The sequence below is a fragment of the Streptomyces sp. GL_148 genome (assembly GCF_057834205.1).
Genome location: NZ_CM174396.1, coordinates 4,909,346 through 4,935,289 on the forward strand (window position 1 = coordinate 4,909,346; position 25,944 = coordinate 4,935,289).

Genomic DNA, 25,944 nt, shown 5'->3' on the forward strand with positions numbered 1-25,944 from the left:
CGGCGGGTGGGGATGCCGCTGCGCGGGCTGCTCCCCGCCCCGCCCTTCCTCCGTTCCCCGGGCTGCGCCCGGACCGCCTCGGGGGCTCCGCCCCCGGACCCCCTTCGGGGCTGCGCCCCGGACCCCCCTCGGGGGCTCCGCCCCCGGACCCCCGCGCCTCAAACGCCGGCGGGGCTGGATTCGGCTCCGAACGCCGGCGGGGCTGGATGTGGCCTGGCGGCGGGGGCTCAGGCGGCCTGGGCCTCGCGTTCTGGCTGGGCGGGGAGGGCTGCGGGGTGGACGACGCGGTGGTGGGCGCAGGTGCGGACCGGCTTGGGGCGGCGGCGGCCGGCGAACAGGCGGGGCAGGGCGAGGGTGACGAAGCCCTCGGCCTGCATCGCGGCGAAGCCGATGCGGGGCAGGTCCCGGGTGGTGCGGAAGACCACGAAGCGGGGCTCCCAGCGGGGGCGGAACTTCGCGTTGAACTTGTACAGCGACTCGATCTGGAACCAGCGCGAGAGGAACACCAGCAGGCTGCGCCACATCCGCAGGACCGGGCCGGCGCCGATCTTCTCGCCGCGGGCCAGGGCCGAGCGGAACATCGCGAAGTTCAGGGAGACCTTCTCGATGCCGAGCGCCGGGCAGGCCTCCAGGGAGGCGACGATCAGCAGCTCGTTCATGCCGGGGTCGGCGGCGCGGTCGCGGCGCATCAGCTCCAGCGACATGCCGTCCCGGCCCCACGGGACGAAGTGCAGGACGGCTTTGAGGTCGCCGAAGGGAGAGGTGTCGCCCTCCTCGACGCGGTGCGCGGTGGCGATGTAGCAGTCGCCGTCGCCGGGGTCGCCGACGCGGCCGAGCGCCATGGAGAAGCCGCGCTCGGTGTCGGTGCCGCGCCAGGCATCGGCGGCGCCGCGCACCTGCTCCAGCTCGGTCTCGGTCAGCTCGCTGACCCGGCGGACCTTGGTGGTGTAGCCGTTGCGTTCGATGCGCTTCACCATCTGCCGGACGTTGCGCATCGCCCGGCCCGAGAGGGAGAAGTCTTTGACGTCGACGATCGCCTCGTCCCCGAGCTCCAGGGCGTCGAGACCGGTCTCGCGGGTCCAGACCTCGCCGCCGGTCTCGCTGCAGCCCATGACGGCGGGGGTCCAGGAGTGGGTCTTGGCCTCCTCCATGAACCGTTCGATGGCGCCGGGCCAGGCCTCGACGTCGCCGACCGGGTCGCCGGAGGCGAGCATCACGCCGGAGACGACGCGGTAGGTGACGGCGGCCTTGCCACTGGGGGAGAAGACGACGGCCTTGTCGCGGCGGAGCGCGAAGTGGCCCAGCGAGTCGCGGCCGCCGTGCCGGGCGAGCAGCTCGCGGAGCTTGACCTCGTCGTCGGCGGTGAGCCGGGCGGCCGGGTGCTCGGGGCGGAAGGCCAGGTAGATGGTGGTGACGGCGGTCAGCATGCCGAGGGCGCCCAGCGAGTAGCCGACGGTCCAGGAGACCCGGCCGGCGTAGTCGACGGGGCCCTCGAAGCCGAAGAGGCCGTAGACGACGTGGCTGATCTGTTCATAAACACCCGGATTGCCTACAACGCGGCCGGGGTGCGAGTTGACGATGACCAGACCGAGGCCGATGGAGCCCGCGCTCATCAGCACGAAGTTGGCGAGCGCCTTCCAGCGGCTGCGCGGGTCGGGCAGCGCCTTGAATTCACTCTGGTGGCGCAGCAGGAGCGCCAGGAGCACCGCCGCGATGACCACGCCGATGACCGAGTGGCGGTACGTGAACTGCGCGACGGCGCCCGCCGGCAGCAGCACCACCGCGGCCCGCCAGGCACGGCGCTTGCGGCGCTTGAGCCCGTGGGCGAGCAGCAGGAGCAGGACGCCGGCGCTGAGGGCCAGGGCGGCGGCGAAGGGGCCGAAGGAGCCGGGCAGCACTTCGGTGACCGCGTGGATGCGGCTGTGCCGGAAGCGCGGGAAGACTCCCGCGGCGATGTCCAGCAGGCCGACGACCGTGACGGCGGTGCCGACGATGCCGGGGACGGACTCCGGTCGTGGGCCTCGGAGGATTCGGCTGACAGGCTTCGGAACCTGTCCCGACTTATCGCCATCTATCCTGCTAGACATCGCTTCCCGTTGCTCCGCGAGAGATCATGTGGCCGAAGGCCGCTGGGGCCTTCGTTGGGTGGTGCGTCCACTAGGACGACATCGAAGGGGAGCGGGTTCACTCTTCCTCGAGAAAAAATCTAGTCCTGCCATAGAAAGTCGACTGACTGCTCATGGGTCTCACCAGTAATACGGTTCTGGCGCTGGCCGTCCTTGTCGGTGTGCTGCTGTTCGCGGCCACGGTGTGGTTCTGGCCGAAGCTTTCGGGCCGCTCCTGGCGCTCGGTCCTCGGCCGGATCGGCCTCCTGCTGGCGACGCAGCTGGCGCTGTTCGCGGCGATCGGTCTCGGCGCGAACAAGTCGTTCCTGTTCTACGGGTCTTGGGCCGACCTCTTCGGCCAGGAGACCTCGATCGGCAAGGTCGTCGACCATTCGATGAGCAGTGCCGACATCAAGGTCGTCGACAAGCAGCAGCTCGACGTGCCCGGCGGCGCCAAGCCGCCCGTCGGCGGGCAGATCCTGAAAGTGGCGATAACCGGCCAGAAGTCGAAGATAACAACGACCGGCTTCGTGTGGCTGCCGCCGGAGTACTTCCAGCCGCAGCACAAGGACCAGAACTTCCCGGCCTCCATCGTCCTCACGGGTTACCCGGGCATGGCGGAGAACCTGATCAAAGGGCTCGACTACCCGATGACGGCCTTCAGGCAGGCCAAGACGGGCAAGATGAAGCCGATGATCCTGGTCATGCTCCGTCCGACCCCCGGTTCGCGCGACACCGAGTGCGTGGACATACCCGGTGGCCCGCAGACCGAGACCTTCTACGGCCAGGACCTTCCCCGCGCCATCCAGAGCACCTTCCGGGTCGGCGAGAAGCCCGAGAACATGGGCTTCATCGGCAACTCCACGGGCGGTTACTGCGCCTTGAAGATCGCCGCGCACTACCCGAAGACGTTCGGTGCCGCCGCGGGGCTGTCCGCGTACTACGAGGCCGCGGACGACCCGACGACCGGTGACCTCTTCCACGGGGACGCGAAGCTGAAGGCGCGCGCGAACGTGCTGGAGTCGGTGAAGGCCAAGCAGCCGTCCGGTACGTCGTTCCTGGTCACCAGCAGCGAGAAGGGCGAGCCGAACCTCGCCGGCACGAAGAAGTTCATCAAGCTGGTCAAGGGCCCGGACCGGGTCTCCTCGATCATCCTCGACAGCGGCGGCCACAACTTCAACACCTGGCGCCGCGAGATCCCGCCGATGCTGGTGTGGATGAGCGGCAGGATCCAGGCGTAAGAGGCGCCGGAGCGGGCCGGGTCGGGCAGGCCTCAGGCCTCCTGCAACCGGGCCCGGCGCAGGGCCCGGTGCACCCCTTCCGGGGTGAGTACGCCGATCAGCTCGCCGGAGCCGGGATCCGTGACCCCGATCCGCCCCGAGTCCTCCTGGAGCAGCAGCGCGAGCGCCTCGCGCAGACTGGCCCCCAGCGCCACTCCGGCGGTGGGGGCCCTTCCGTCGGCGGAGGCCGGATCGGCCGGATCGGCAAGGTCGGCCAGGTCCGCCTGTGTCACCGCGGTGACCGCGAGCCGCTTGAGCCCGCGGTCGGCGCCGACGAAGCCGGCCACGTAGTCGGTCGCCGGGGCGCCCAGCACCTGCGCCGGGCGGGCGAACTGCTCGATGGTGCCCGCTCCGTAGACCGCGATGCGGTCCCCGAGCCGGACCGCCTCCTCCAGGTCGTGCGTGACCAGCAGGATCGTTTTGCGCACGGTCTGCTGGAGCGTCAGGAACTCGTTCTGCAGCCGCTCGCGCACCACCGGGTCCACCGCGCCGAACGGCTCGTCCATCAGCAGTACCGGCGGGTCCGCGGCGAGTGCCCGGGCCACTCCGACGCGCTGGCGCTGGCCGCCGGAGAGCTGCTCCGGGTAGCGGCCCCCGTAGACCGCCGGGTCCAGCCCGACCAGGTCGAGGAGCTCCGCGGCCCGCGCGCGGGCCTTGGCCTTCGGGGTGCCGATGAGCTGCGGCACGGTGGCCGTGTTCTCCAGCACCGTCTTGTGCGGGAAGAGCCCGACCTGCTGGATGACGTAGCCGATGCGGCGGCGCAGTTCGACCGGGTCGGCGGCGGCGATGTCCTCGCCGTTCAGGAGGATCCGGCCGGAGGTCGGTTCGATGAGCCGGTTGACCATTTTCATGGTGGTCGTCTTGCCGCAGCCGGACGGGCCCACCAGGGTGACCAGTTCGCCCTCGGCGACCTCGAAGGACAGGTCTGCGACGGCCGTGGTCCCGTCGGGGTAGTGCTTGGTCACGTGCTCGAATCGGATCACCCGGCCATCTTTCCCTACCCGCGGGGTCCGTTTGTGAAGGGCGTGTTGCCCGTGTGCGAAGGATTCCGGCCACTGTCGGTGCCGGGGGTTATGGTCGCTCCTACGTACGGTCGGTGACGGGGGGTGAGGGGCGATGGCCGGGCAGAACTGCCTGGTGGCGAACGACTGGATCTGCTGGGAGTACGTCACGTCGCGCTCCCAGGAGCTCACCGACGCCACCCTCGAACACGTGTGGATCACGGGCGTGTCGGTGCTGATCGGCATAGCCGTGTCCGTCCCGCTCGCGCTGCTGGCCCGCCGCGGCCGCCGCTGGGCGGCCCCCGTGCTGGGCATCACCACCCTGCTCTATACGGTCCCCTCGCTCGCCATGTTCTCCCTGCTGCTGCCGGTCTTCGGGCTCTCGGCGGCGCTGGTGGTGACCGGCCTGGTGCTGTATTCGCTGACCATCCTCGTGCGCAACGTGCTGGCCGGTCTCGAAGCCGTGCCCGAGGAGGTACGGGAAGCCGCGCGCGGGATGGGGTACGGCCCGGCCCGGCTGCTGTGGCAGGTCGAGCTGCCGCTCGCGCTGCCCGCGCTGCTCGCGGGCGTACGGATCGCGACCGTCTCCACGGTCGCGCTGACGACCGTGGGCTCCATCGTGGGCAAGGGCGGCCTCGGCAATCTCATCGCACCCGCCGTGAACAGCTCCTTCAAGGCCCAGGTGCTCACCGCCTCGGTCCTGTGCGTGCTCCTCGCGCTCGCCCTGGACCTGGCTCTGCTCGCCCTCCAGCGACTGCTGACGCCCTGGACCCGTGCGACCCGGGCGCCCCGCACCAAGCGCGCCGCCCGCGGCGCCGACGTCACCGCGGGAGCCGTCTGATGGGAGTGCTGGGACAGGCCTGGGACTGGCTGGCCGACGGGGCCAACTGGTCCGGGGAGAGCGGGGTCTGGCACCGGCTCGGGGAGCACGTGTACGTCAGCGGGATCGCCCTGGCGCTGGCCTGCGCGGTGGCCCTCCCGGTCGGACTGTGGCTGGGCCACCTCGGCAAGGGCGGCGGCCTCGCCGTCAACGTCTCCAACATCGGGCGGGCCGTCCCGGTCTTCGCGGTACTGGCGCTGTTCATGGTCTCCCCGCTGCGCAGTGCCGGGTACGTGCCCACCATCGCCGCGCTGGTGCTCTTCGCGATCCCGCCGCTCCTGACCAACGCCTACGTCGGCATGCGCGAGGTCGACCGGTCGGTGGTGGAGGCCGCGCGGGGCATGGGCATGTCCGGCCGCCAGCTCTTCTGGCGGGTGGAACTGCCCCTCGCCCGCGGACTGGTGATGACGGGGCTGCGCTCCGGAGCCGTCCAGGTCATCGCCACGGCCACCATCGCCGCCATGGTCGGCCAGGGCGGCCTGGGCCGGATCATCACCGCCGGCTTCAACACGTACAACACCCCGCAGGTCGTCGCGGGCGCCCTGCTGGTCGCGGCCCTGGCCCTGCTCGTGGAGGGCGCGCTGGTGGCGGCCGACCGGCTGCTGCCGGGCGCGGCCACCCGCTGAGCGGCGCTGCCCCGACCCGTTGTCCACCCCTTGAAGGAGATTGAGATGAGCAAGTCCACGCGCGCCCTCGGCGCGGCCCTGGGTGCCGTCGCCCTGACCGCATCGCTCGCCGCGTGCGGCGGCGACAGCCTGGAGAAGGCCAAGGACGGGGGCTCCTCCGCCGCCGCCTCCGGGTCGTCCGAGGGCGGCAAGGGCGGCAAGCTGGTGATCGGCGCCGCCGGCTTCACCGAGTCCAACGTGCTGGCCGAGCTGTACGCGCAGATCCTGAAGGACGCCGGCTACAGCACCTCCATCACCACGGTCAACAACCGCGAGCTGTACGAGCCCTCGCTGGAGAAGGGCGAGATCGACGTCGTCCCGGAGTACGCGGCGACCCTCGCGGAGTTCCTCAACGCCAAGGTGAACGGCTCCAAGGCGCCGACGGACAAGCCGGTCGCGTCGAGCGACGTGACGGCGACGGTGGCGGCCCTGGAGAAGCTGGCGGCCCCGCTGGGGCTGGAGGCGCTGCCCGCGGGCTCGGCGGTCGACCAGAACGCCTTCGCGGTGAGCAAGGAATTCGCCGCGAAGAACAATCTCAAGACCCTTTCCGATCTGGGCACGTCCGGTCTGAAGGTGAAGATCGCGGCCGGTGACGAATGCGCGGTGCGGCCCTTCTGCGCACCCGGATTGAAGTCGGCATACGGAATCGATGTTTCCGGTATTGACCCCAAGGGCGTCGGAACCCCGCAGGCCAAGCAGGCGGTGAAGGACGGCGCCGACCAGCTCGTCCTCACCACCACCACGGACGCCACCCTCGACAGCTTCGGCCTGGTCCTGCTGGAGGACGACAAGAAGCTCCAGAACGCCGACAACGTGCTCCCGGTGGTCAACGCCAAGGACGCCGGCGCCCCCGAGATCGCGGCCGCCCTCGACAAGATCACCAAGGCGCTCACCACGGCCGACCTGATCGAGCTGAACCGCAAGGTCGACGCCGAGCGCGCCAAGCCGGCGGATGTCGCGAAGGCCTATCTGGAGTCGAAAGGGCTGCTGAAGAAGTAGGAGTTGCGCCTTTCGTGCGCCGAGTGCGGTAACTGCTCGGGAACAGATTCCCGGGCGGCTACCCCACATCCTGTCCACGCCCTGTAAATTTCGGGCCATGCCCCGTGGACGCCACCGCAATCCCGAACCCCTTCACCGGCTTCTCACGCCGACGGCCGTCGCCGGTGTGTCCGTAGCCGGCGCCGGAGCCGCCTGGCTGCTCGCGGAACCGATGGCGCTGCGCCTGCTCGTGGCCCTCACCGCGGCCGCCGGCCTGGCCGGCGCCGTCGTCATGCGCTCGTGGGACCTGTCGGCCGGCCGCCGGGTCAACGAGCTCGGGCGCGAGCGGATCAAGGACGAGTGGCGCACGGAGGAGCGGATAGCCGAGCTCGAATCCGACCTCGAAGAGGCCCGGGTGCTGCGCGGCAAGCTCGACGCGAAGCTGCGCGCCAAGCGGGTCGAACTCGCGGGCCTGCGCGGGGAGCACGCGTCGCTGCTGCGCCGGTACGCCACCGCCGAGACCGAGCGGGCGAGCGCCCTGGAGGGACGCCGGCTGCTGGCCATCGAGGCCGCGACCCCGGCCCCGGCCGCTTCCGCCGCCGCGGGTCCGAAGGAACTTCCCGCGGTCTCCGAGGAGCGCACCAGCGCCGGAGCCGCCACCTCGGTGGGCTTCGCCCGCGCCCACGCCGCGCTGGCGGCGCTGACCGACAAGGCGGCGAAGGCCGCCGGGTCCGCCCCGGAGGCCCGGAGCGGCCCGCCCGCCCTCCCGGCCGCCCCGGCAGCACCTGCCCTCCCGGTGGCCTTCGCCGCACCGGCCGCCCGGGCGAAGCCCGCAGAGCTGGAGTCGCACGCCCGCCCCGCGCTCACCGGCCCGGTGCCCACGGGCCCGGCGGCCGCCGTCCCCGCGCGCAGGCTCGCGGCCGCGGTCGCCCCGTACGCCGCGCACCGCCGGCCGACCTCGCGCGTCGAGGGCGGCTTCGACTTCTTCGGTACCAAGACCGCGGCGCAGGCCCGCGCGGTCATCGAGTCCGTCCAGAACGAGGACCTCGCCGATGTCGTCGGTGAGGAGGCCCTCGCGCTCCACAAGGCGGAGTCCGCCCGGAGCGGGGCGGAGCCGGCGGCCCTCGTCGGCACCGTCGAGGCGGCCACCGCAGAGCACCCCGCCGTGGGCCAGGTCATCGACCTCACCGCTCACGACGAGACCGAGCCGATCGACGTCGTGCAGCTGCGCACCGCGATTTCCTAGCGCACCGAGTCGAACCAGCGGACCGCCTGGGGTGCCGAGCGGATCGCCGACGTGAAGTGGTCGGCGTCCGCCCCCTGGTCGATGACCTTCGCCCGGACCCCGTGGCGGGCCAGATCGGCGGCACAGGCACGGGCGTTGTCGAAGGGGACGTCGGTGTCGGCCGAGCCGCCATAGAGGCGGACCGGCGCGGCGGGCTTCCAGTCGCAGACGTCGTCGTTGGCCTCCACGGCCGCCTTCAGGGCCCCGCGTGGGGCGCGGACGTTCTCGTACCACTCCGGGGTGAGCAGCTCCTGCGGTGTTGCGGGGAGCGCGGCCACGACGTCTTCCTCCCGGTGGTTCCCGTCGAACAGGCTTTCCACAGCCTGTGCATAAGGTGCGCGGAACACTTCGGCCGGGTCCGCGTACAGCGGGTGCAGCCGGTTCTGCGCGGTGACGAAGTAGGAGAGGTAGAAGACGGCGCTGCGCGGTGCGACCCGTCCGTCGATGGCGCCGGGCAGCTCGGAGCCGCTCAGGTCGTAGACCCCGGCGATCGGCGCCAGGGCGCGCAGCCGGAATCCGCTGCCGGGGCGGGACAGTTCGCGGCCCAGCGCCATCGCCACCTGGCCGCCCTGGGAGAAGCCGGTGGCGTACACGTCCCGGGTGACGGGGCGGCCCAGCCGGTCAGCCGCGGTCCGGGCGGCCTTCAGCATGTCCACGGAGGCGGTGACCGAGGACCGGGTGTCCATGTACGGATGGGCCCCGGGCCCGCCGCCCAGGCCCAGGTAGTCCGGGGCGGCGACGGCGCGGCCGGCGGAGGCGTGCAAGTAGGGCGTGAGCCGGTTGTAGCCCGCGCCTCCCGAGGGGGCGTCGTCGCGGTGGACGAGCGTGCCGTGGGTGTCGGAGACCAGGTCGAGCCGGTGCGGGCCCCCTCGGGGGAGGACGAGCAGGCCGGTGGCGGTGGTCGGCCGGCCCTGCGGGTCGACGGTGGCGTAGGTGAGCCGGTAGGCGGCGACCCCGTACCGGACGCCCGACGCGTCGAAGCCGAGGGGCGCGAGGCGGGCGGTGACGTCCGCGGGGGCCAGGCGCTCCAGCGGGGTGAACGAGATCAGTTGCCCGCGCGGGCCCTGCGAGGCGTCGGCCGTGACGGAGGCGGCGGAGGCGGCGGTGGCGGGTCCCGACGGGGCGGCGAGCGCCACGGGTGCGGCGAGCCCGCCGAGGACGGCCGCGAGGGCCACGGCGGCGGCGCCGCGCCGGAGCCGGTGACGGTTGCTGCTCTGCTTCTGCTGGGTCGTCATCCTCCGAAGCTACGGAGCCCCGGCCGCCCCCGACATCCGGCTACCCCGCCCCGGGTACGGGTGCTGTCCCCCCGCTCCCCGTCTTGTCCGGGCCGGGGCAACAGCCCTAGAACAGCGGCAGTTGGCCCGGCAGCGGGGACAGGGTGAAGCCGTCCAGCGTGGGGGCGGCGGCGCCGAGGGTCACGCGGGCCCGGGAGCCGGGGCAGGAGACGAGGTCCCCGCGGCCCCGCCCGGCCGGCGGGTCGTGGCGGGCGATCCGCCCGGCGGTGACGGCGCAGTCGCGGCCGCAGGAGGGGCAGGCCCGGCGGGGTGAAAGGGACGGCATCCCCCAAGTCTGCCCTGCCCCACGGACATCGGCCCGCCCGGCCGCTCCCGGGTCATTCCCCCCGGGTGGCGGCCCAGCTCTGGTGGGCCCGGTCCACCCGGGTCCACAGGGCCGTGCGGTCGGTCGGGGTCAGGTCGTCGAGCGCGCGGCCGAAGACGCCCTCCAGCGCGGCGTAGAACTCCTGCGGACCGTCGAGCACCCGCTCCGTCTTCCCCTTCACCGGGTCCGTCCGGCTCAGCACCCGCCCCCGCAGGGCGTCGATGCCGTCCGCGTCGCGCCGCAGGGCCGCGAAGGTGCGTACGAAACCGGAGTCCTCGGAGGTCGACAGCCGGACGTGCTCCGCCTCGAAGCCGGCCGCTCCCGCCGCCCCGGCGGGCTCGGCGCGGAAGTTCACGAGCGGGGTGGAGCTGCCCGGGTGGCGGTAGAGCCAGCCCGTTCCGGGCAGTCGCTCAAGGGAGTAGGTGAAGGCCCCCTGCCGGTAGGAGCCTTCGCGCAGCGGCAGCGGCTCGTACGGGCCGTCGCCGAGCCCGGCGTCCACGTAGTAGGAGCCGGCGGCTCCGGACCCGGACCCCGGCACGCGGACGGTCAGCGCCAGGTGGTCGCCGCTCACGCCCTGGGTGGCGGCTTCGGACTGGGACTCCTTGTACACGCCGCCGACATGGCGGGTGACCTCGTAGCCGAGGTGGTCGAGGAGCGCCGCGAAGGCCCCGTTGAGGTGGAAGCAGTAGCCGCCGCGCCCGGCGGCGAAGCGGCGTGCCGACAGCTCGGGGTCGATGCCGGGGGCGCGGCCGAGCTGGATGTCGACGTTCTCGTACGGGACGCGCTCCAGGTGCGCCCGCTGGAGGGCGAACAACCCCTCCACGGACGGCGCACCGGGCTCCTCGATGCCGAGTCGCCGCAGGTAGGCGGCGTATATGCCGGGGGACGCAGAGCCTGCTGAGGTGCCAGGGGTCATGCGATCACCCTAGGGCCTGTCGTCAAACTCCTGTCTGCCTCGCGACGTCTGGCACGCACTCTCGCCGCACCGGGCGAAAGCCCACGTACGTCCAGTACGCGGGCTTCCGCCCGGCACGCCGAGAGCACGCACCAGACGCCGCGAGGCCGCCCTTCGGGCGACGACAGGAGTTTGACGACAGGCCCTAGGCCGTGCGCGTGCGCCCGGTCACTTGTCGATGTCGCCGACGACGAAGAACAGCGAGCCGAGGATCGCGACCATGTCCGCGACGAGCTGCCCGGGGAGCAGGACCGCGAGCGCCTGGATGTTGTTGTACGACGCCGAGCGCAGCTTGAGCCGGTACGGGGTCTTCTCGCCCTTGGAGACCAGGTAGTAGCCGTTGATGCCGAGGGGGTTCTCGGTCCACGCGTACGTCTCGCCCTCGGGCGCCTTCAGCACCTTCGGCAGCCGCTGGTTGATCGGGCCGGGTGCCAGCTCCGCCATCCGGTCCAGGCAGGCGACCGCGATGTCCAGCGCGTTGTGGGTCTGCTCCAGCAGCACCTCGAAGCGGGCCAGGCAGTCTCCCTCGGTGCGGGTGACGACCTTCAGGACGTCCTGGAGCTCGCCGTAGGCGAGGTACGGCTCGTCGCGGCGCAGGTCGAAGTCGACGCCGGAGGCGCGGGCGATCGGGCCGGATACCCCGTACGCGTGCACGGCCTCGGCGGACAGGACGCCGACGCCGCGGGTGCGGGCGCGGAAGATCTCGTTGCCGAGCACCAGGTCGTCGTAGACGTGCATGCGCGTGTTGACGTCGGCGATGGCGGCGCGGGCCCGGCCCAGCCAGCCGGCCGGGAGGTCCTCCTTGAGGCCGCCGACCCGGTTGAACATGTAGTGCATGCGGCCGCCGGAGATCTCCTCCATGACGGCCTGGAGCTCCTCGCGCTCGCGGAACGCGTGGAAGATCGGGGTGATGCCGCCCAGCTCCAGGGGGTACGAGCCGAGGAACATCAGGTGGTTCAGGACCCGGTTCAGCTCGGCGAGCAGGGTCCGCATCCACACGGCCCGCTCGGGCACCTCCATGCCGAGCATCCGCTCGACGGCCATGACCACGCCCAGCTCGTTGGAGAACGCGGACAGCCAGTCGTGGCGGTTCGCGAGCATCACGATCTGGCGGTAGTCGCGGGCCTCGAAGAGCTTCTCCGCGCCGCGGTGCATGTAGCCGACCACCGGCTCGGCACTGACGATGCGCTCGCCGTCCAGGACGAGGCGCAGGCGCAGCACGCCGTGCGTGGAAGGGTGCTGGGGGCCGATGTTGAGCACCATGTCGGTGCTCTCCGCCGCGCCGCCGATGCCGACCGTGGTCTCCGTCATGGCGGCATTGTCTCAGCCGGCGGGGGCGACCTGTAGCTCGGTCCGGATTGCGGATCGGCGAGCGTCGGCCGACAGGTGGTCAGAGCCCTGCCCGGAGAACGGGCCACCGCCCTAGGGTGGGGGGATGGACACGGGGACAGAGGGTGGGACGGGTCCGCCCGAGTGGGTGGGGCTGCCGGGAGGACTGCTGACTCTGCGCAGGCTGGTGCTGGCGCTGTGGATGTCCCTCTTCACGGTGGTGACGGCCGTCGTCCTGGGGATGGCGGCCGGCCCGGGGTGGGCGGCGGTCGGCGGGTTCTGGCTCGTGGTGCTGGCCTGGGGCTGGGTGATGCTCGGACGGAACTGGCGGTCCTGGCGGTACGCGGAGCGCGCGGACGACCTGCTGATCAGCCGGGGCGTGATGTGGCGGGAGCAGACCGTGGTGCCGTACGGGCGGATGCAGCTGGTGGAGGTGACCTCGGGCCCGCTGGAGCGCCGCTTCGGGCTGGCCTCCGTACAGCTCCACACGGCCGCGGCGGCGACCGACGCCAAGATCCCCGGACTCGCGCCCGAGGAGGCGGAACGGCTGCGCGACCGGCTGACGGAGCTCGGCGAGGCAAGGTCGGCGGGCCTGTGACTCCGTCGGCGGGAGCCGGTGCCGGTGCCGTTGCCGGGGGCGGTGCCGGGGACGGGCCCGGTCAGGAGCGGCGGCTGCACGTCCTCACTCCGCTGCGCCGGGCCTGGGTGCCGATCGCCGCGACCATCGGCATCGTCGCCCAGCAGGGCGAGAACGTCGCCGAGTGGGTGTCGGCCGTCTCCACCGCCCTGCGGGTCCTCGCGCTGGCCGCGCTGGTCCTCGTCTTCGGCATGTACGGCTTCCTCAGCTGGTGGTTCACGCACTACGCCGTCACCGACACCGAACTGCGCATCCGCAGCGGCCTCCTCTTCCGCCGCACCGCGCACATCCGCCTCGACCGGATCCAGGCGGTCGACGTCACCCGCCCCCTGCTGGGCCGCATCGCGGGCGTCGCCAAGCTGCGGCTCGACGTGATCGGCACCGAGGCCAAGGACGAGCTGGCCTTCCTCTCGGAGAAGGACGCCGTCTCGCTCCGCGCCGAGCTGCTGGCCCGCGCGGCCGGTTTCACCCCGGCCGAGGCACCGCTCCTGGGCGAGGCTCCCGAGCGGGAGCTGCTCCGGGTGGGGCCGCGCGATCTGGCGGTGTCCCTGCTGCTCACCCTGACCACCTGGGCGATCCTCGCCGGCGGGATCGTCGGCCCCCTGCTGGTGTGGTGGTTCAGCTCCAGCCCGTGGGTGGCGATCGTCGCCCTGCTCCCGGTCCTGGGCGCGATGTGGGCGGCGAGCGTCGGCCGGTTCCTCGCCGAGTACGACTGGCGGGTCGCCGAGTCCCCGGACGGGCTCCGGCTCGACCACGGAATGCTCGACCGCGCCCACGAGACGGTGCCGCCGGGGCGCGTGCAGACCGTACGGATCGTCGAGCCGCTGCTGTGGCGCCGGCGCGGCTGGGTCCGGGTGGAGCTGGAGGTGGCCGGCTCGAAGAACGACGTCCTGGTCCCGGTGGCCACCCTGGCCGACGCCCACGCCGTCGTCGAGCGGGTGCTGCCCGGCGTCGACCTCGGGGGCCTCGTCTTCGAGCCCTCGCCCCGGAGCGGGTCGCGCTGGGTGGTCCCGGTGTGGTGGAAGGGGTACGGCCTGGCCGTCTCCGCGGACGTGTTCGCCGCCCGCCACGGCCGGCTGTGCCGGCGCACGGAGATCGTCCCGCACGCCAAGGTGCAGAGCGTGCGCCGCTCCCAGGGCCCCTGGCAGCGCGCCCGCGGCCTCGCCGACGTCCATGTGGACACCGGCGCGAACGGTACGGTCACGGCCCGCCTGCGCGGCGCGGCCCAGGCAGCCGAACTGCTCCACGCCCAGGCGGCCCGCTCCCGCACCTCCCGGGCCGCGGCCCGCCCGGACCGCTGGATGACCTGAGGCCGGTCCGGGCCGCCGGCCGGTCCGGGCCGCCGGCCGGTCCGGGCCGCCGGCCGGTCCGGGCAGCCGGGCCGGTCCGGGCCGGCGGCCCCGAAGGCTCAGCCCGTGGGGACCCGGAGCGTGGCGCGGCCCGTCAGGACGCGGTGGTCGGAGCAGTTGACCCGGGTCACCGGCCGGGCGATCCGGTCGTCCTGCCCGACGGCCTCGCAGTCGCCCGGGATGGTCTGTGCCTGCGCCGAGTAGGTGCCCTCGGGCAGGTTGCCGCGGGCGATGATCAGGTCGATCTTCGGGTGCGGACCGCACGCGGGGGGCCCGTTGACCTCGCGCGGGGGCAGCGCCGTCCACGTGCCGTAGCCCGGGCAGTGGGCGGGGTTGGCGTCGTCGAGCTCGGTGTGCTTCCTCATCAGGGGTTTCAGCCGGGTGTACTGGTCGAGGTCGGGCTGGGCGTTGAAGTCGCCCGCGACGAGGTACACCTGCCTGTTCCTGGCGAAGGAGTCGAGCACCCGGCCCACTTCGGCCAGCTGCTGCCCGTTGATCTTCTTCTTCGCCGAGCCGCCGCCCCCGCTGGGCAGGGGACGGTTCGATCCGGTGATGTGGACCGTGCAGAACGTCATCCGCGGCTGGTCCCGTAGGGGGGCGCAGAGCATTTTGCGGTCCTCGACTCCCCGGCCCGCGGCCGTCAGCCGGGTCCTCTCGGCCGGGGTGTAGTCCTTGGGCAGGAGGTAGTCCTTGGACGGTCCGAGCTCGTGGCTGCTGAGCAGCGCGTTCCCGAAGCCGCCGCCCTCGCAGATGCCGGTGCCGGGGGCCCGGGTCAGGGTGAACCGGGCGTGGGCGTACGGCACCGTCCACCCCTCGGTCTTGGCGAGCCGCTTCACGAGGGCCTCGTACTGGCCCTGGCAGATCTCGTTGAAGGAGACGAAGTCGGGCCGCGCCGCCGTGATGGACCGGGCGGCGTTCTCGATCAGGCCGGTGTCGGTCCGGCCGTGATGGATGGCGCTGCCCGCCACGTTCCAGTGCCACACCGAGTAGGCCCGTGCCTCGGTGGCCCCCAGGTCCGGATCCGAGCCCGTGTCCAGCCCGGTTCCCGGGTCCTGTCCGGCGGACCGGCAGCCGGCCGCGTACAGGATCGCCAGGGCCAGGACGACCGCCCCCAGCACGGTGACGAGGGGCCACCGTCCGCGGCGGCGGGCCCCGGGTATGGAGCCGTCCCGTGCGAAGGACGGCTTGGAGGTGCGCACGGTCTACAGAGTCCCGCCGCCGCCCGCGCGGACCAGCCCGGTCTCGTACGCCAGGACCACGACCTGCACCCGGTCGCGCAGGTTCAGCTTGGTCAGGATGCGGCCCACGTGGGTCTTGACCGTGGCCTCCGACAGGACCAGGCGGGCGGCGATCTCGCCGTTCGACAGGCCCTGGGCGACCAGCAGCATGACCTCGCGCTCGCGCTCCGTCAGCCGCTCGACGTCCTTGTTCCGCGGCTCCGACGAGGCCGACGGCAGCATCGGCGCGAACCGGTCCAGCAGCCGGCGCGTCGTGGACGGGGCGACGACCGCGTCCCCGCTGTGCACCGAGCGGATCGCGGCCAGCAGCTCGCCCGGCGGGACGTCCTTGAGCATGAACCCGCTCGCGCCCGCCTTCAGGCCCGAGAAGGCGTACTCGTCGAGGTCGAAGGTGGTCAGGATGATGACCTTGGGGTGTTCCTCGGGCTCGCAGATGCGGCGCGTCGCCTCCACCCCGTCGAGGCGGGGCATGCGGACGTCCATCAGCACCACGTCCACCTTGGTGGCGCGCAGCACCTCCAGCGCCTCCAGGCCGTCGCCGGCCTCGGCGACGACCTCCATGTCGGGCTGTGCGGCGAGCACCATCCGGAAACCGGTGCGCAGCAGGACTTGGTCGTCGACCAGCATCACGCGGATGGAGGGGCCGGTGGGGAAGGACATGGTCACCTTTTCTTCAGGGGGAGCAGGGCGCTGATCCGGAAGCCGCCACCGGGCCTGGGGCCCGCGTCGAGGGTGCCTCCGACCATACCGATGCGTTCGCGCATGCCGATCAGCCCGTGTCCGGCGCCGTCCGCGCCGCCGTCCGTGTACAGCTCGCGGGCCGCGCCCCGGCCGTCGTCCTCGACGAGCAGGCCGAGCCCGTCGTCGAAGTAGACGAGCCGCACGCTGGCCTTCGCGTCGGGGCCGCCGTGCTTGCGCGTGTTCGTCAGCGCCTCCTGGACGATCCGGTACGCCGTCAGCTCCACGCCGCTGGGCAGCTTGCGCGGGGCGCCCTCGACCTCGAAGTCCACCGCGAGCCCGGCCGCCCGCACCTGCTCGACGAGCACCTCGATCTGCTCCACGTCGGGCTGCGGCACGTAGTCCTCGGACTCCTGCGGCTCGCCGGTGCGCAGCACGCCCAGCAGCCGGCGCATCTCGGCGAGGGCCAGGCGGCCGGTGCCGGAGATGGTCTGCAGGGCTTCCTTGGCCTGGTCGGGGGCCGCGTCCATCACGTAGGCGGCGCCGTCGGCCTGGACCACCATCACCGAGACGTTGTGCGCGACGACGTCGTGCAGCTCGCGGGCGATGCGGGCCCGCTCGGCGGCGACGGCCACCTTGGCCTGCGCCGCGCGCTCCTGCTCCAGGCGCTGGTTGCGCTCGACGAGCTGGGCGTAATAGGCACGGCGGGTGCGCAGGGAGTCGCCGGTCACCCAGGCGAGGGCGAACGGGATCATCATGAACACGACGAAGAGCACGTTGTCGGTGGTGGAGGTGCTCTTGTCCACGCCGATGCGCGCGAAGTACAGCGGGGACGCGAGCAGCCCCCAGCCGAGGGCGGTGCGCGAGACCCAGCGCGGCACGTCGGCGGCGGCGACGGTGAAGAGGATGACGAGCATCGCGAAGTCGTAGAAACTCACCTCCGCGCCGATGGCCAGCTGGTACAGGCCGGTGGCGACGGTGAGCCAGAACGCCGGCACGGTCCGCTTGCGGCGCAGTCCCACGGCGGTGCTCAGCGCGACCACGCAGGGGGTGGCGAGCAGTGCGGAGCCGGTGCCCTGGTGCTCCGAGGCGACGATGGCCATCGAGAACCCGAAGAAGAGGACAGCCCAGAAGCTGTCGACGCCCGTCGGGTGTCTGCGGAGGAAATCGTAGAGGCGCTGCACGTAACCCAGAGTAGGGACAGCCGATAGGTGCTGGAGTCAACCAGAGGGGCGATCCACGCGACGGGCGAGTACTACCGGAGGTGGAGGCGACCATAACCTTTCCGCGATGAGTACTCAGGGTGAAGGCACGGAGCAGGCGGGTCCGGTCCGCTGGCGGACGGCGATGGAGCGGGCGCTGTACGGCCCCGACGGCTTCTACGTCCGTCCCGGCGGCCCCGGCCCTGCGGGGCACTTCCGCACGTCCGTGCATGCCTCGCCGCTCTACGCGCGGGCCGTGGCCCGGCTCCTCCTGTGGGTGGACGGGGAGCTCGGCCGTCCGGAGGAGCTGGACCTGGTCGACGTAGGGGCCGGACGCGGGGAACTGCTGGCCGGGGTGCTGGCGGCGCTGCCGCCGGAGACGGCCGCGCGGGTGCGGCCGTACGGGGTGGAGCGCGCGGGGCGGCCCGCCGGGCTCGACGGACGGATCCGGTGGGTGAGCGAGCCGCCCCGGGGGACCCGGGGGCTGCTCTTCGCCAACGAGTGGCTCGACAACGTACCGCTGGACCTCGCCGAGGGCGGCCGCTACGTGGAGGTCGCGCGGGACGGCACGGAGAGCCCGGGCGGCCTCCTGGACGGGCCGGACCGGGCCTGGCTGGAGCGGTGGTGGCCGGAGGCGGAGTCCGGCGGGGGCCGGGCGGAGATCGGCCGGCCGCGTGACGCAGCCTGGGCGGGAGCCGTCGCGGGGGTGGAGCGGGGCCTCGCGGTCGCCGTCGACTACGCCCACACCCGGGACGCCCGGCCGCCCTTCGGGACGCTGACCGGATTCCGCGCCGGGCGGGAGACCGCCCCGGTGCCGGACGGGAGCTGCGACGTCACCGCGCACGTGGCCCTCGACGCGTGCGCGGGGCCGGGCGCGGTGCTGCTGACGCAGCGGGACGCGCTGGCCGCCCTCGGCGTCTCGGGGGCGCGGCCGCCGCTCGCGCTGGCCTCGCAGGACCCGGCGGCGTACGTGCGGGCGCTGTCGGCGGCGGGGGAGGCCGCGGAACTCACCGCCCGCGGCGGACTCGGCGACTTCGGCTGGCTGGTTCAGCCGGTCGGCGTGGCCCCCTGGCCGGGGTAGGCCCCGGGGGCTCAGCCCCGGACCCCGCGCCTCAAACGCCGGCGGGGCTGGATTTGGCCGGCGTCAGCCTGCACGGGAACGCCGGAGGGGCTGGAAAATCCAGCCCCTCCGGCGTTTGAGGAGCGGGTCCGGGCAGCGCCCGGCTGGGGGTCCCCCCCCCGGACGGAGTCTGGGGGATGGGCGAAGGGCGGGTAGGGGACTCCGCGCCGCGCAGCGGCTGCACCGGCCCCCGACCCGCCCCCCGGACGGACTACTCCGTGGCGTCGACGTGGTCGTGGCCCTCGTGGAGGCCACCCCCACTGCCCGTGCCATCGGTCGGCTCCGAGACGACCGGCTGCGCCAGCGGCGCCAGATCGAACGCGTAGTGACCCACCGCGTCCGCGATGACGTCGACGTTGATGTCGAGCGCCTTCTGGTCGATGTTCGCGATCGTGTCGCCCTTGCCGTGGTAGTTCACGTCGTACGCGACCCCGGCCTGACCGCCGAACTTCGCCGCCTGCGCCGGCGTCTTGATGCCCTCGGCGCCCGTGAACGTACCGCCCGAGGGGATGCCGACCTCGATGAACGGGCCGTAGTCGGAGCGGCCCGAGAAGTCGGTGCCCTCGCGCGGGATGTTCTTGGAGCCGAGGAAGTCGTTGATCCCCTTCTCCAGCTGGGCCGAGCCCTCGGGGCCGGGGCCCGCGCCGACCTTGTCCGAGTCGTCGCCGTCGTAGACGAAGTACGCGGCGTTCGGCGAGGCGATCATGTCGAAGTTCAAGTAGAGCTTGATCTGCTTCTTCTGCTCCTCCGTCAGCCCGGCGACGTACGCCTCGGAGCCGAGCAGGCCGAACTCCTCCGCCGACCACCAGGCGAACTTGACCTTGTTCTTGATCTTGCCCTGGCTGCTCGCGAGCTTCTGCGCGACCTGGAGGATGCCGGCCGAGCCGGAGCCGTTGTCGTTGATGCCCGGGCCTGCCGTGACGGAGTCGAGGTGCGCGCCGAGGAAGACGGTGTTGTTCTCGTCGCCGCCCCGCGTCTCCGCGACGACGTTGTACGACTTTCGGTTCTCCCGGAACTCGCGGATGTCGAGGGTGACCTCGACGGGTCCCGCGGCGGCTTCGGCGGCGAGCCGCTCGCCCTCGGCCAGCGTGACGCCGCCGGTCGGGATCTTCCCCGCGTCCGCCGAACCGATGGTGCCGTTCAGGGCGCCCTCGACGTTGTTGTAGACCACCGCGCCGACCGCGCCGGCCGTCGCCGCGTTCTGCTGCTTGACCGCGAAGGCGCAGCCGCCGCGCTTGATCAGCGCGACCTTGCCGGTGAAGGCGCCCGCGGCGAAGTCGGTGGGCTCGCAGCCGTTGGTGCCGTCGGCGTCGACCGGGGCGGCGGCGATCTGCGCCGTCACGCCGTTCGCCGGGCCGCTGGCGGTGTACGTCATCAGCTTGATCGGGACGCTGCGGCCGGCCGCGCCGTTGACCTTCAGGGTCTCGGCGACCGTCGCGACGTACACGAAGTCGAACTCGTTCTTGGTGACCTCGTACCCGGCCGCGCGCATGACGAGCTCGACGTACTGGGCCGACTGGACGTGGCCCTTGGAACCCGCCACACGGGTGCCGTTGTTGTAGTCGGCGATGGCCTGGAAGACCTTCAGGTGGTTGTAGGCACCCTTGCCGGTGGAGTCCTTGACCAGCTTTCGGGCCAGCGCGTCACCCCGGGCGGCGTCGCTCTCCGGGCTGCCGGTGGCTCCGGCGGGTCCGGCGAGGAGCAGGGGGGAGACGAGGGCCGCGGCTGCCAGGGCGGCGGTGGCTGCGGCTATACGGCGTGAGGGCATGAAAGTCCTTCCACGGCGGATGCGCGTGTGCGTGCGCATGCGTAGGGCGTACGGCGTATGGCGTTCGGGCTGTGGCGTACAGGGGTGCAGGCCGGCAGACGTGCAGGGGACGCGGACGCAGACGCAGGTCGGGTGCGTTGCGCCGAGTGGGAAGAGTGGGAGGAGCGGAGCGGTGGACGCACGTTAGACATCAAGTGGCGGCCATGGCCAGACTTTTCACTGATTCCGGTTTGTGAAATCCGTATATCGGAGTATCCGAGCCGTCGAAAACAGGCCAGTGCCCGCTGTCCGCTCGCGCAGTGCTCCCGCAGTGCTCCCGCAGCGCTACCGCAGGATGCCCTCGATGAAGTCGGAGCCGATCCGCGCGACCGCCGCCAGGTCCAGCTGGTGCTGGACGTACCGCCCTTGGCGGCGGGTCTGGATCAGCCCGGCCTTCTTCAGCACCGCCAGATGGCGGGACACCTCCGGGGCGGTGATCCCGTGCGCGGCCGCCAACTCGCCGGTCGTGTAGGGAGCCCGCGCCAGATTGCGGCACAGCATCATCCGCATCGGGTGGGCCAGTGCCTCCATGCGCCGCTGCATCAGCTCCAACGACCCCGGGGAGGCCGCCAGTTCGGGTGAGCCGAGCGGGTAGTGGATCACCGGGCGCCAGCCGGGGGCGTGCAGGACCAGCAGGTGGGGCCAGCCGAAGTTCGTGGGCACGAACAGCAGGCCGTCGCCTATTCGGGGATCGGTGGCGGTCGTGGACCCGTGGACCATCTTGTCCACCGTGACCGTGGTCAGCCGCTCGTCTACGCTCAGCGCCGAGGAGACCTCCTTCAGCACGGCGGGCAGCCCCTTGCGCCGCAGCACCTCCGCCTTGTGCCGGACGTCCGCGCTCTGACGGGGCTCGACCCGGCGCCAGGTCTCCGCGAAGAAGGCCTCGTCGCAGTCCTCCAGCAGCCGGCGCAGCCAGACCCGGACACCGGCGGTGTCGTCGAGTACGCGTACGGCGAAGGCCAACTGCTGCGGGCCGCGTGCGGAGGCCGTCTCCAGGGCCTTGGCCCGGGCGAGCGGATCCGAGAGCGGGGACGGGCCGCCGCCGTCGTTGTAGAGGGCCAGCCGGCAGTGCTCCAGGGCGGCCGTCACGAACCGCTCGTCGTCCAGCCGGTCGAGTACGTCGAGCTCGGCGGCCAGCGTGGCGGCGGGCAGGCCGGAGCCGCCGGGAATCCCGGCGAAGGCCATGAACAGGTCGGCGAAGGAGCTGCGCCACATGAAATCGCCCTCCAGCAGCCGGTCCGCGAGCCCGGGGTCGAGGGCGGCGGTGGTGGTGGAGCTCCAGGAGGCGAGCCCGGGGTGATGGCCGGGCTGGGAGAGCGCGTGCAACGCCATGCAGAGCTCTGCGAGGGGGGACGGCGCGAAGCCGATCCGCTCCGCGGGGAGCCTGGTGATGTCGATGGTGACGCTCATCGGATCATTCTGCCGCCGCGGTGGGGGTGTGGCTGCCAGGCCACGCGGCCTTCGGCCAGGCGGCCGATGCGGGGGGCTTGCCCGCGGATGGTCCGCCGTGCGGCGCCGTTGCCGGGGACCGGTCCCCGGGCCCCTGCGCCTCAAACGCCGGCGGGGCTGGGTTGTGGCCGGCGTGGGCTGTGGCTGCGGGGGTGGGCCGGTGCCGGGGTCGGGGTGGGGTGTCGGCCTGGACTGCATGATTTAGGCGCCCTCTGCTCTGCTCCGACAGGGTGCGGGGTGTACCTGCGCCACAAATCACGCTTTACGTCCAGGCCAACACCCCACCCCGCCCCCGTCCCCGGCCCGGGCCGCCCCCCCCAGCCCCGCCGACGGGTGGGCTTCTCAGCCGTCCGGCGGGATCCCTTTCGCCGTCCGGTGTTCGCGGTGCGGGGTCCGGGGCGTTCCAGCCCGCCCGCGCCAATCCAGCCGTCCGGCGTTTGAGGCGCCGGGTCTGGGGCTTTTCAGCCGTCCGGCGTTTGAGGACCGGGGTCTGGGGCGGAGCCCCAGGGGTCCGGGCGCAGCCTGGGGCCCCCTTCCCAGCCCGTACGGCGGTTGAGGGCCGGGTTCGGGCGGAGCCCGGTGGTGTTCCCCAGCCTCGCTGGCGTTTGAGGCGCGGGTCCGGGCAGTGCCCGGGGAACGGGCGAAGGGCGGGTCGGGGACTTCGCCCCGCGCAGCGGACGCGCACCCGCCCGGCGCCCGGCGGGGGCTCGGGGGGCCAGCCGGCCGAAGCCCCCCCCGGCCGCGCAGGGCCGATTGACGACGTCCGTCAATCACCGCGCGGAGCACCCGCAGACAGGTTCAGGGTGGATGCATGACCGCGATCGAGCAGTACCTCGTCGACACCTACCGAGCCTCACAGCACGGCACCCCGATGCCCCCGCCGCCGGGCCGCGACGACGTGGCCGTCCTGCGTGCGGCCCGCACCTACGAACAGTTCCGGGCCGTCCTGGACGGCGCCTCGGCCCGCCACCCCTGGCGCTCGGCCCTCCACCGCGCGCTGACCCGCCGCCCGACCGCTTGACGGCCCGACGCACGTCGCAGGCTCAGCCGTGCTGGTCCTCCCAGGACCGCAGGCCCAGCCAGTCCCCCCGGGCCCGCAGGCTCGGTCGGCGCTGGCTCCTCCCGGCCCGCAGGCCCCAGCTGGCGCCCGCCCGGCGTGCAGGGGCGGCCGGTGCTAGCCCGGGCTCGCAGGGCCGGCCCGGTGCCCGCCGGGCCCGCAGCTCAGCCGGCGCAAGCCCGGCCCCGCCCGGCCGGGCTACAGGCGGGCTACGAAGCCCGTGACCGCCGTGGTGACTTCGGCGGGCGTCCAGGACAGGCCCGGGCGGGTGACTTCGACCTCCGCCACCGACAGGCCCGGCGGGCCGTCGGGGGACCAGCGGCGGAAGAGGACCGTGCCCGTCTCCTCCGCCAGCCGGACGCCCGCCTCCGTGAGGCGGTCCGCGTCGTACGGGAGCCACACCTGGAACTGGTGGGTGTGCGGGACCTCCGGGTGCACCCGGAACCAGGGCACCTCCGGGGCCGCGGCGAACGCCGAGGACATCGCGGACGCCACCGTCCGCGCCTTGGTCACGTAGGAGGGCAGCTGCGGCAGTTCCCGTTCCAGCCCGGCCAGGGCGGACAGCGCGGCCGGGAACTGGCGGAAGATCTGGCCCCCGTACCGGTGCCGCCACACCCTCGCCTCCGCCACGAGCGACGCGGATCCGGCGAGGGCGGCCCCGCTGAGGCCTCCGAGGGATTTGTAGAAGGAGACGTAGACCGAGTCCGCCAGCGCCGCGATCTCCGGCAGCGTCCGGCCGAAGTGGACCGTCGACTCCCACAGCCGGGCCCCGTCGAAGTGGACCACCGCGTCCCGTTCCCGGGCCGTGTCCACCAGGGCCGACAGTTCCTCCCAGGTCGGGAGCAGGAAGCCTGCGTCCCGCAGCGGAAGCTCCAGCATCAGCGTCCCGAACGGCTCCGGCATTTCGGCGAGCTCGGACGCGGTCGGCTGGCGCGGTTCGCCCGTCGGGTAGACGGTCCGCAGCCCCGAGACGACGGACAGCGCGCCGCCCTCCCACCGCTCCGGATGGCTCATCGGGTGCAGGGCGACCACCGGGTTCCCGGTCCGGCCGGCCCAGCAGCGCAGCGCGATCTGCTGGGCCATGGTTCCGGTCGGGAAGAACGCCGCGTCCTCGGTGCCGAGCAGCTCCGTGACCCGCCGCTCCAGCCGCTCCACGACGCCGTTGCCGTAGATGTCGCCCGGCTCGTCGGGGTCCGGGGCCAGCCCGCCCAGCTCCGCCAGCAGCTCGCCGACCGTGGCCTCCCGCAGGCTGTCCGACAGCTTCCGCGAGGCCGCCCGCCCGGCGACCACCATCCGCTCCCCGATGCGGTCCGCGCCGCCGGGAACCTCGTCCCCGGCCTCGCCCGCCGCCTGCTCCGCGTCCGCGTCTGCGCCCACAGCCGAGGCCGCGCCCCGTTCTGCCGTGGGCCCCGCCGGCTCGGCCGTCCGCTCCGTGTCCTCGTTCATGCCCTGATCATCTCCGACCCCGCCCACACACCAGGAGCTAAGACTTGGTCCGTACTTCACCAGAGGGTGAGCTGCGGGTTGCGGCCGGGGCGGTGTCCGGGCTTTCCGGCGTGGTCACGCGCGGGGCGTGGCTCATCCGGGGTTGCTCGGGACCGCTGTCCGGCGGTTCGGGGAGTAGAGGTCGCACGGCGTTGCCGTGGGACTGCCACGCGGCCAGCACCGTAAGCGGTGTTCTGGCTCTGTGTGGTTGGCTCCCGCAGGGCTTCTTCTAGCCCTTCTGCGTACACGATCTGTGCGTGTCGGGACGCGGTCTTGGAGTTGTCCACGTCGGTGAAGCGGACGAACGCGGCCAGCGCGGCGGATACGAGGTCCCGCTTTCCGGTGAGCCCGCAGGCGATGCACCTGTGCTCGCGGTCGCGGAGCGTCTTCTTTACACGCGCAACCGGTCGCGGCGGAACGCCTGCTTCGGCACCCCATCGCCGCGGGCAGCGCGGGCACCACCGGGCACGGTGACTGCCTTGGGCATGAGGCCCTTGGCGGCCCGCTGCTCGGCGCGTCGGGTCTGCTTCTTCGACAGCCCGTACTGCGCGGTGTTCGTCGCCCGGCGGGAGCGTTCCAGTGCCCGCGCACGGCCGCGCCGCCTTTTCGTCTCCCGCTCCAGAAGCGCACGCTCCTGCGGGCCGAGGGTGACCTCGGTGGACTGCGGCCTGCCGTCGGCGGGGTCCAGGCTGGAGGGCAGGGAGACGACCGAGAGGTTGGAGACGTTGCCGTCCACCCCGCCGATCCGGTCCAGGGCCGCGGCCTGCTCACGCATCTCCCGTACGGCGGGGGCGGTGTATCCGGGGCCGAGGATCATCAGGTGTGCTTCGTACACCCAGCCACCCGGCGCGGACGCCTTGCGACGGCGGACGAGATCGACCTTGTGCCAGCGGCCGGGGTTGGAGAGGAAGTGTTCGACACGCGCCCACTGGCCGGGATGCTGCGGGATGCGCACGGGCAGCGCGAGGTCACCCCGGCTGCCGTCGGGCCCGCCGGCGAACGCCACGGCGAGCGGGCCCGTGTGGTCCCACCACGTTGCCTTCCGGGTGCCCGGCTTTCCTGGCGTCGTGGTCTTGCCCGTGGGCACGACACCTGACGGAGCCGCCGGCACGCGCATCCGGTGGGGCTGCATCAGCGCGTGCCGGCCGCCATCGGTGTAGGTCATGACGTGGCCGTGGAGGGTGCCGACGAGACGGAAGGTCTCCCACTTGCGGTCGGTGGTGTGGGACCGGGCACGGCCGGGGACACGGGTGAAGCCGTACCAGCGGCCCGTCTTCGGGCGGCCGTGCCGCTGGCCCGTGGTGTCGGCGAACAGGTGCCGCTGGACGCCGTTCCACACTTCGTCGGCCATGTGCATGGCCAGGGCCTTCGAAGAGTGGTGCTTCAAGTGCCCCGAGGCTTCGAGGTGCTTGTACGCACAGCGCTCCAAGGCTTCACGGTTGAGGCCGAGGCGCTGCCGTACGGCCTTTGCCCCGTCGCGGTCGCGCTCGTGCTCCGCCGCCCAGTAGGCATCGGCCTTGGTGCGGGCATCGCGCTGGACGGCCCGCTTGATCGACCACATGGAGCCGAACAGCTTCTCCACGCGGGCCAGGTCGTCGGGGTCGGTGACGGCCAGAGGCAGCACCATCACCGACACCTGCCCGTCGTCGGGCTTCTTCCACTTCGGGGCCTTGTTCTTCCCCCGGAACCTGCACGTCTGAGCAGCCCGCACCACTGTCACCCCCGTCACAGATTAGCCGACCATCCACACGCTGTGCGATCGCTCGCTAACTCCCCGTTGATGGCCGGCGCGGGTCAAGGTCGCCGTCCGGTATGTCTGCAGCCTCTCGCCTGCTACGCGGTGCT

General features: G+C 72.7%; 22 protein-coding genes. 9 read left to right on the forward strand and 13 right to left on the reverse strand.

Going from position 1 to position 25,944, the window contains the following annotated elements; all coding sequences use genetic code 11:
- Window positions 1-227 precede the first annotated feature (227 nt).
- The gene (locus AC3IYI_RS22660) at window positions 228-2,087 is read right to left on the reverse strand and encodes a phosphatidylglycerol lysyltransferase domain-containing protein (RefSeq protein ID WP_489405492.1); all 1,860 of its coding nucleotides are present in this window, start codon (window positions 2,085-2,087) and stop codon (window positions 228-230) included.
- A 152-nt stretch (window positions 2,088-2,239) separates the two neighbouring features.
- Between AC3IYI_RS22660 and AC3IYI_RS22665 the strand changes: the two genes are divergently transcribed.
- Window positions 2,240-3,346 carry an alpha/beta hydrolase gene (locus AC3IYI_RS22665; RefSeq protein WP_489405493.1) on the forward strand — a complete coding sequence of 369 codons (1,107 nt, stop codon included), beginning with the start codon at window positions 2,240-2,242 and terminating at the stop codon, window positions 3,344-3,346.
- Window positions 3,347-3,378: 32 nt separating this feature from the next.
- Here AC3IYI_RS22665 and AC3IYI_RS22670 read toward each other — a convergent pair whose 3' ends face one another.
- Window positions 3,379-4,368 carry an ABC transporter ATP-binding protein gene (locus AC3IYI_RS22670; RefSeq protein ID WP_489405494.1) on the reverse strand — a complete coding sequence of 330 codons (990 nt, stop codon included), beginning with the start codon at window positions 4,366-4,368 and terminating at the stop codon, window positions 3,379-3,381.
- A gap of 133 nt (window positions 4,369-4,501) precedes the next feature.
- Here AC3IYI_RS22670 and AC3IYI_RS22675 point away from each other — a divergent pair, with 133 nt between their 5' ends.
- The 4 genes from AC3IYI_RS22675 (at window position 4,502) to AC3IYI_RS22690 (ending at window position 8,155) form a co-directional block, all read left to right on the forward strand.
- Entirely contained in the window at window positions 4,502-5,227 is a 726-nt protein-coding gene (locus AC3IYI_RS22675; protein WP_489405495.1) for an ABC transporter permease, read from the forward strand.
- Window positions 5,227-5,892, forward strand: a complete 666-nt coding sequence (locus AC3IYI_RS22680) for an ABC transporter permease (protein ID WP_489405496.1) — start codon at window positions 5,227-5,229, stop codon at window positions 5,890-5,892. Before AC3IYI_RS22675 ends, AC3IYI_RS22680 begins: the two co-directional genes overlap by 1 nt.
- A 45-nt stretch (window positions 5,893-5,937) precedes the next feature.
- Window positions 5,938-6,930, forward strand: a complete 993-nt coding sequence (locus AC3IYI_RS22685; RefSeq protein ID WP_489405497.1) for an ABC transporter substrate-binding protein — start codon at window positions 5,938-5,940, stop codon at window positions 6,928-6,930.
- A 97-nt stretch (window positions 6,931-7,027) separates the two neighbouring features.
- Complete coding sequence (locus AC3IYI_RS22690) at window positions 7,028-8,155, forward strand: hypothetical protein (protein ID WP_489405498.1); 1,128 nt, start codon at window positions 7,028-7,030, stop codon at window positions 8,153-8,155.
- Here the strand turns inward: AC3IYI_RS22690 and AC3IYI_RS22695 are convergent.
- The 4 genes from AC3IYI_RS22695 to AC3IYI_RS22710 all read right to left on the reverse strand — a co-directional run bounded on the left by AC3IYI_RS22695 (window position 8,152) and on the right by AC3IYI_RS22710 (window position 12,059).
- Complete coding sequence (locus AC3IYI_RS22695; RefSeq protein ID WP_489405499.1) at window positions 8,152-9,429, reverse strand: alpha/beta hydrolase family protein; 1,278 nt, start codon at window positions 9,427-9,429, stop codon at window positions 8,152-8,154. The genes AC3IYI_RS22690 and AC3IYI_RS22695 overlap by 4 nt on opposite strands.
- A gap of 106 nt (window positions 9,430-9,535) precedes the next feature.
- The gene (locus AC3IYI_RS22700) at window positions 9,536-9,754 is read right to left on the reverse strand and encodes a hypothetical protein (protein WP_489405500.1); all 219 of its coding nucleotides are present in this window, start codon (window positions 9,752-9,754) and stop codon (window positions 9,536-9,538) included.
- 52 nt (window positions 9,755-9,806) lie between these two features.
- Window positions 9,807-10,709: an arylamine N-acetyltransferase family protein gene (locus AC3IYI_RS22705; RefSeq protein ID WP_489405501.1), complete on the reverse strand. Its 903-nt coding sequence runs from the start codon at window positions 10,707-10,709 to the stop codon at window positions 9,807-9,809.
- A 207-nt stretch (window positions 10,710-10,916) separates the two neighbouring features.
- The gene (locus AC3IYI_RS22710; protein WP_489405502.1) at window positions 10,917-12,059 is read right to left on the reverse strand and encodes an NADH-quinone oxidoreductase subunit D; all 1,143 of its coding nucleotides are present in this window, start codon (window positions 12,057-12,059) and stop codon (window positions 10,917-10,919) included.
- A gap of 124 nt (window positions 12,060-12,183) precedes the next feature.
- On the opposite strand from AC3IYI_RS22710, the gene AC3IYI_RS22715 reads away from it, so the two are divergent.
- Both AC3IYI_RS22715 and AC3IYI_RS22720 read left to right on the forward strand, forming a co-directional pair.
- Window positions 12,184-12,675 (forward strand): PH domain-containing protein, encoded by a 492-nt coding sequence (locus AC3IYI_RS22715; RefSeq protein ID WP_489405503.1) that lies wholly within the window; start codon window positions 12,184-12,186, stop codon window positions 12,673-12,675.
- The gene (locus AC3IYI_RS22720; protein ID WP_489405504.1) at window positions 12,672-14,024 is read left to right on the forward strand and encodes a PH domain-containing protein; all 1,353 of its coding nucleotides are present in this window, start codon (window positions 12,672-12,674) and stop codon (window positions 14,022-14,024) included. The genes AC3IYI_RS22715 and AC3IYI_RS22720 overlap by 4 nt, the downstream gene beginning before the upstream one ends.
- A 98-nt stretch (window positions 14,025-14,122) precedes the next feature.
- Here the strand turns inward: AC3IYI_RS22720 and AC3IYI_RS22725 are convergent, their stop codons facing one another.
- From AC3IYI_RS22725 to AC3IYI_RS22735, 3 genes are read right to left on the reverse strand one after another with little or no spacing between them, the layout of a single operon-like run.
- Entirely contained in the window at window positions 14,123-15,262 is a 1,140-nt protein-coding gene (locus tag AC3IYI_RS22725) for an endonuclease/exonuclease/phosphatase family protein (protein ID WP_489405505.1), read from the reverse strand.
- Between the two features lie 3 nt (window positions 15,263-15,265).
- Window positions 15,266-15,961: a response regulator gene (locus tag AC3IYI_RS22730; RefSeq protein ID WP_489405506.1), complete on the reverse strand. Its 696-nt coding sequence runs from the start codon at window positions 15,959-15,961 to the stop codon at window positions 15,266-15,268.
- Window positions 15,962-15,963: 2 nt separating this feature from the next.
- Entirely contained in the window at window positions 15,964-17,163 is a 1,200-nt protein-coding gene (locus AC3IYI_RS22735; protein WP_489405507.1) for a sensor histidine kinase, read from the reverse strand.
- A 106-nt stretch (window positions 17,164-17,269) separates the two neighbouring features.
- On the opposite strand from AC3IYI_RS22735, the gene AC3IYI_RS22740 reads away from it, so the two are divergent.
- A complete protein-coding gene (locus AC3IYI_RS22740) occupies window positions 17,270-18,262 on the forward strand; it encodes an SAM-dependent methyltransferase (RefSeq protein WP_489405508.1) in 993 nt (330 codons plus the stop codon).
- 250 nt (window positions 18,263-18,512) lie between these two features.
- Here AC3IYI_RS22740 and AC3IYI_RS22745 read toward each other — a convergent pair whose 3' ends face one another.
- On the reverse strand, window positions 18,513-20,069 hold the full coding sequence (locus AC3IYI_RS22745) for a M28 family metallopeptidase (RefSeq protein WP_489405509.1): 1,557 nt from the start codon (window positions 20,067-20,069) through the stop codon (window positions 18,513-18,515).
- A 324-nt stretch (window positions 20,070-20,393) separates the two neighbouring features.
- Window positions 20,394-21,518, reverse strand: a complete 1,125-nt coding sequence (locus AC3IYI_RS22750) for a DUF5937 family protein (protein ID WP_489405510.1) — start codon at window positions 21,516-21,518, stop codon at window positions 20,394-20,396.
- Window positions 21,519-22,368: 850 nt separating this feature from the next.
- Between AC3IYI_RS22750 and AC3IYI_RS22755 the strand changes: the two genes are divergently transcribed.
- On the forward strand, window positions 22,369-22,578 hold the full coding sequence (locus AC3IYI_RS22755) for a hypothetical protein (protein WP_489405511.1): 210 nt from the start codon (window positions 22,369-22,371) through the stop codon (window positions 22,576-22,578).
- Between the two features lie 234 nt (window positions 22,579-22,812).
- Here AC3IYI_RS22755 and AC3IYI_RS22760 read toward each other — a convergent pair whose 3' ends face one another.
- Together AC3IYI_RS22760 and AC3IYI_RS22765 are read right to left on the reverse strand one after the other, a co-directional pair.
- Complete coding sequence (locus tag AC3IYI_RS22760) at window positions 22,813-24,060, reverse strand: threonine aldolase family protein (RefSeq protein ID WP_489405512.1); 1,248 nt, start codon at window positions 24,058-24,060, stop codon at window positions 22,813-22,815.
- Window positions 24,061-24,490: 430 nt separating this feature from the next.
- Entirely contained in the window at window positions 24,491-25,810 is a 1,320-nt protein-coding gene (locus AC3IYI_RS22765; RefSeq protein ID WP_489405513.1) for a hypothetical protein, read from the reverse strand.
- Window positions 25,811-25,944 lie beyond the last annotated feature (134 nt).

Coding starts and splice junctions, on each gene's coding strand:
- AC3IYI_RS22660 (WP_489405492.1), bottom strand. CDS start 2,087: ATGTCTAGCAGGATAGATGGCGATAAGTCGGGACAGGTTCCGAAGCCT.
- AC3IYI_RS22665 (WP_489405493.1), top strand. CDS start 2,240: ATGGGTCTCACCAGTAATACGGTTCTGGCGCTGGCCGTCCTTGTCGGT.
- AC3IYI_RS22675 (WP_489405495.1), top strand. CDS start 4,502: ATGGCCGGGCAGAACTGCCTGGTGGCGAACGACTGGATCTGCTGGGAG.
- AC3IYI_RS22680 (WP_489405496.1), top strand. CDS start 5,227: ATGGGAGTGCTGGGACAGGCCTGGGACTGGCTGGCCGACGGGGCCAAC.
- AC3IYI_RS22685 (WP_489405497.1), top strand. CDS start 5,938: ATGAGCAAGTCCACGCGCGCCCTCGGCGCGGCCCTGGGTGCCGTCGCC.
- AC3IYI_RS22690 (WP_489405498.1), top strand. CDS start 7,028: ATGCCCCGTGGACGCCACCGCAATCCCGAACCCCTTCACCGGCTTCTC.
- AC3IYI_RS22695 (WP_489405499.1), bottom strand. CDS start 9,429: ATGACGACCCAGCAGAAGCAGAGCAGCAACCGTCACCGGCTCCGGCGC.
- AC3IYI_RS22700 (WP_489405500.1), bottom strand. CDS start 9,754: ATGCCGTCCCTTTCACCCCGCCGGGCCTGCCCCTCCTGCGGCCGCGAC.
- AC3IYI_RS22705 (WP_489405501.1), bottom strand. CDS start 10,709: ATGACCCCTGGCACCTCAGCAGGCTCTGCGTCCCCCGGCATATACGCC.
- AC3IYI_RS22710 (WP_489405502.1), bottom strand. CDS start 12,059: ATGACGGAGACCACGGTCGGCATCGGCGGCGCGGCGGAGAGCACCGAC.
- AC3IYI_RS22715 (WP_489405503.1), top strand. CDS start 12,184: ATGGACACGGGGACAGAGGGTGGGACGGGTCCGCCCGAGTGGGTGGGG.
- AC3IYI_RS22730 (WP_489405506.1), bottom strand. CDS start 15,961: ATGTCCTTCCCCACCGGCCCCTCCATCCGCGTGATGCTGGTCGACGAC.
- AC3IYI_RS22740 (WP_489405508.1), top strand. CDS start 17,270: ATGAGTACTCAGGGTGAAGGCACGGAGCAGGCGGGTCCGGTCCGCTGG.
- AC3IYI_RS22745 (WP_489405509.1), bottom strand. CDS start 20,069: ATGCCCTCACGCCGTATAGCCGCAGCCACCGCCGCCCTGGCAGCCGCG.
- AC3IYI_RS22750 (WP_489405510.1), bottom strand. CDS start 21,518: ATGAGCGTCACCATCGACATCACCAGGCTCCCCGCGGAGCGGATCGGC.
- AC3IYI_RS22755 (WP_489405511.1), top strand. CDS start 22,369: ATGACCGCGATCGAGCAGTACCTCGTCGACACCTACCGAGCCTCACAG.
- AC3IYI_RS22760 (WP_489405512.1), bottom strand. CDS start 24,060: ATGAACGAGGACACGGAGCGGACGGCCGAGCCGGCGGGGCCCACGGCA.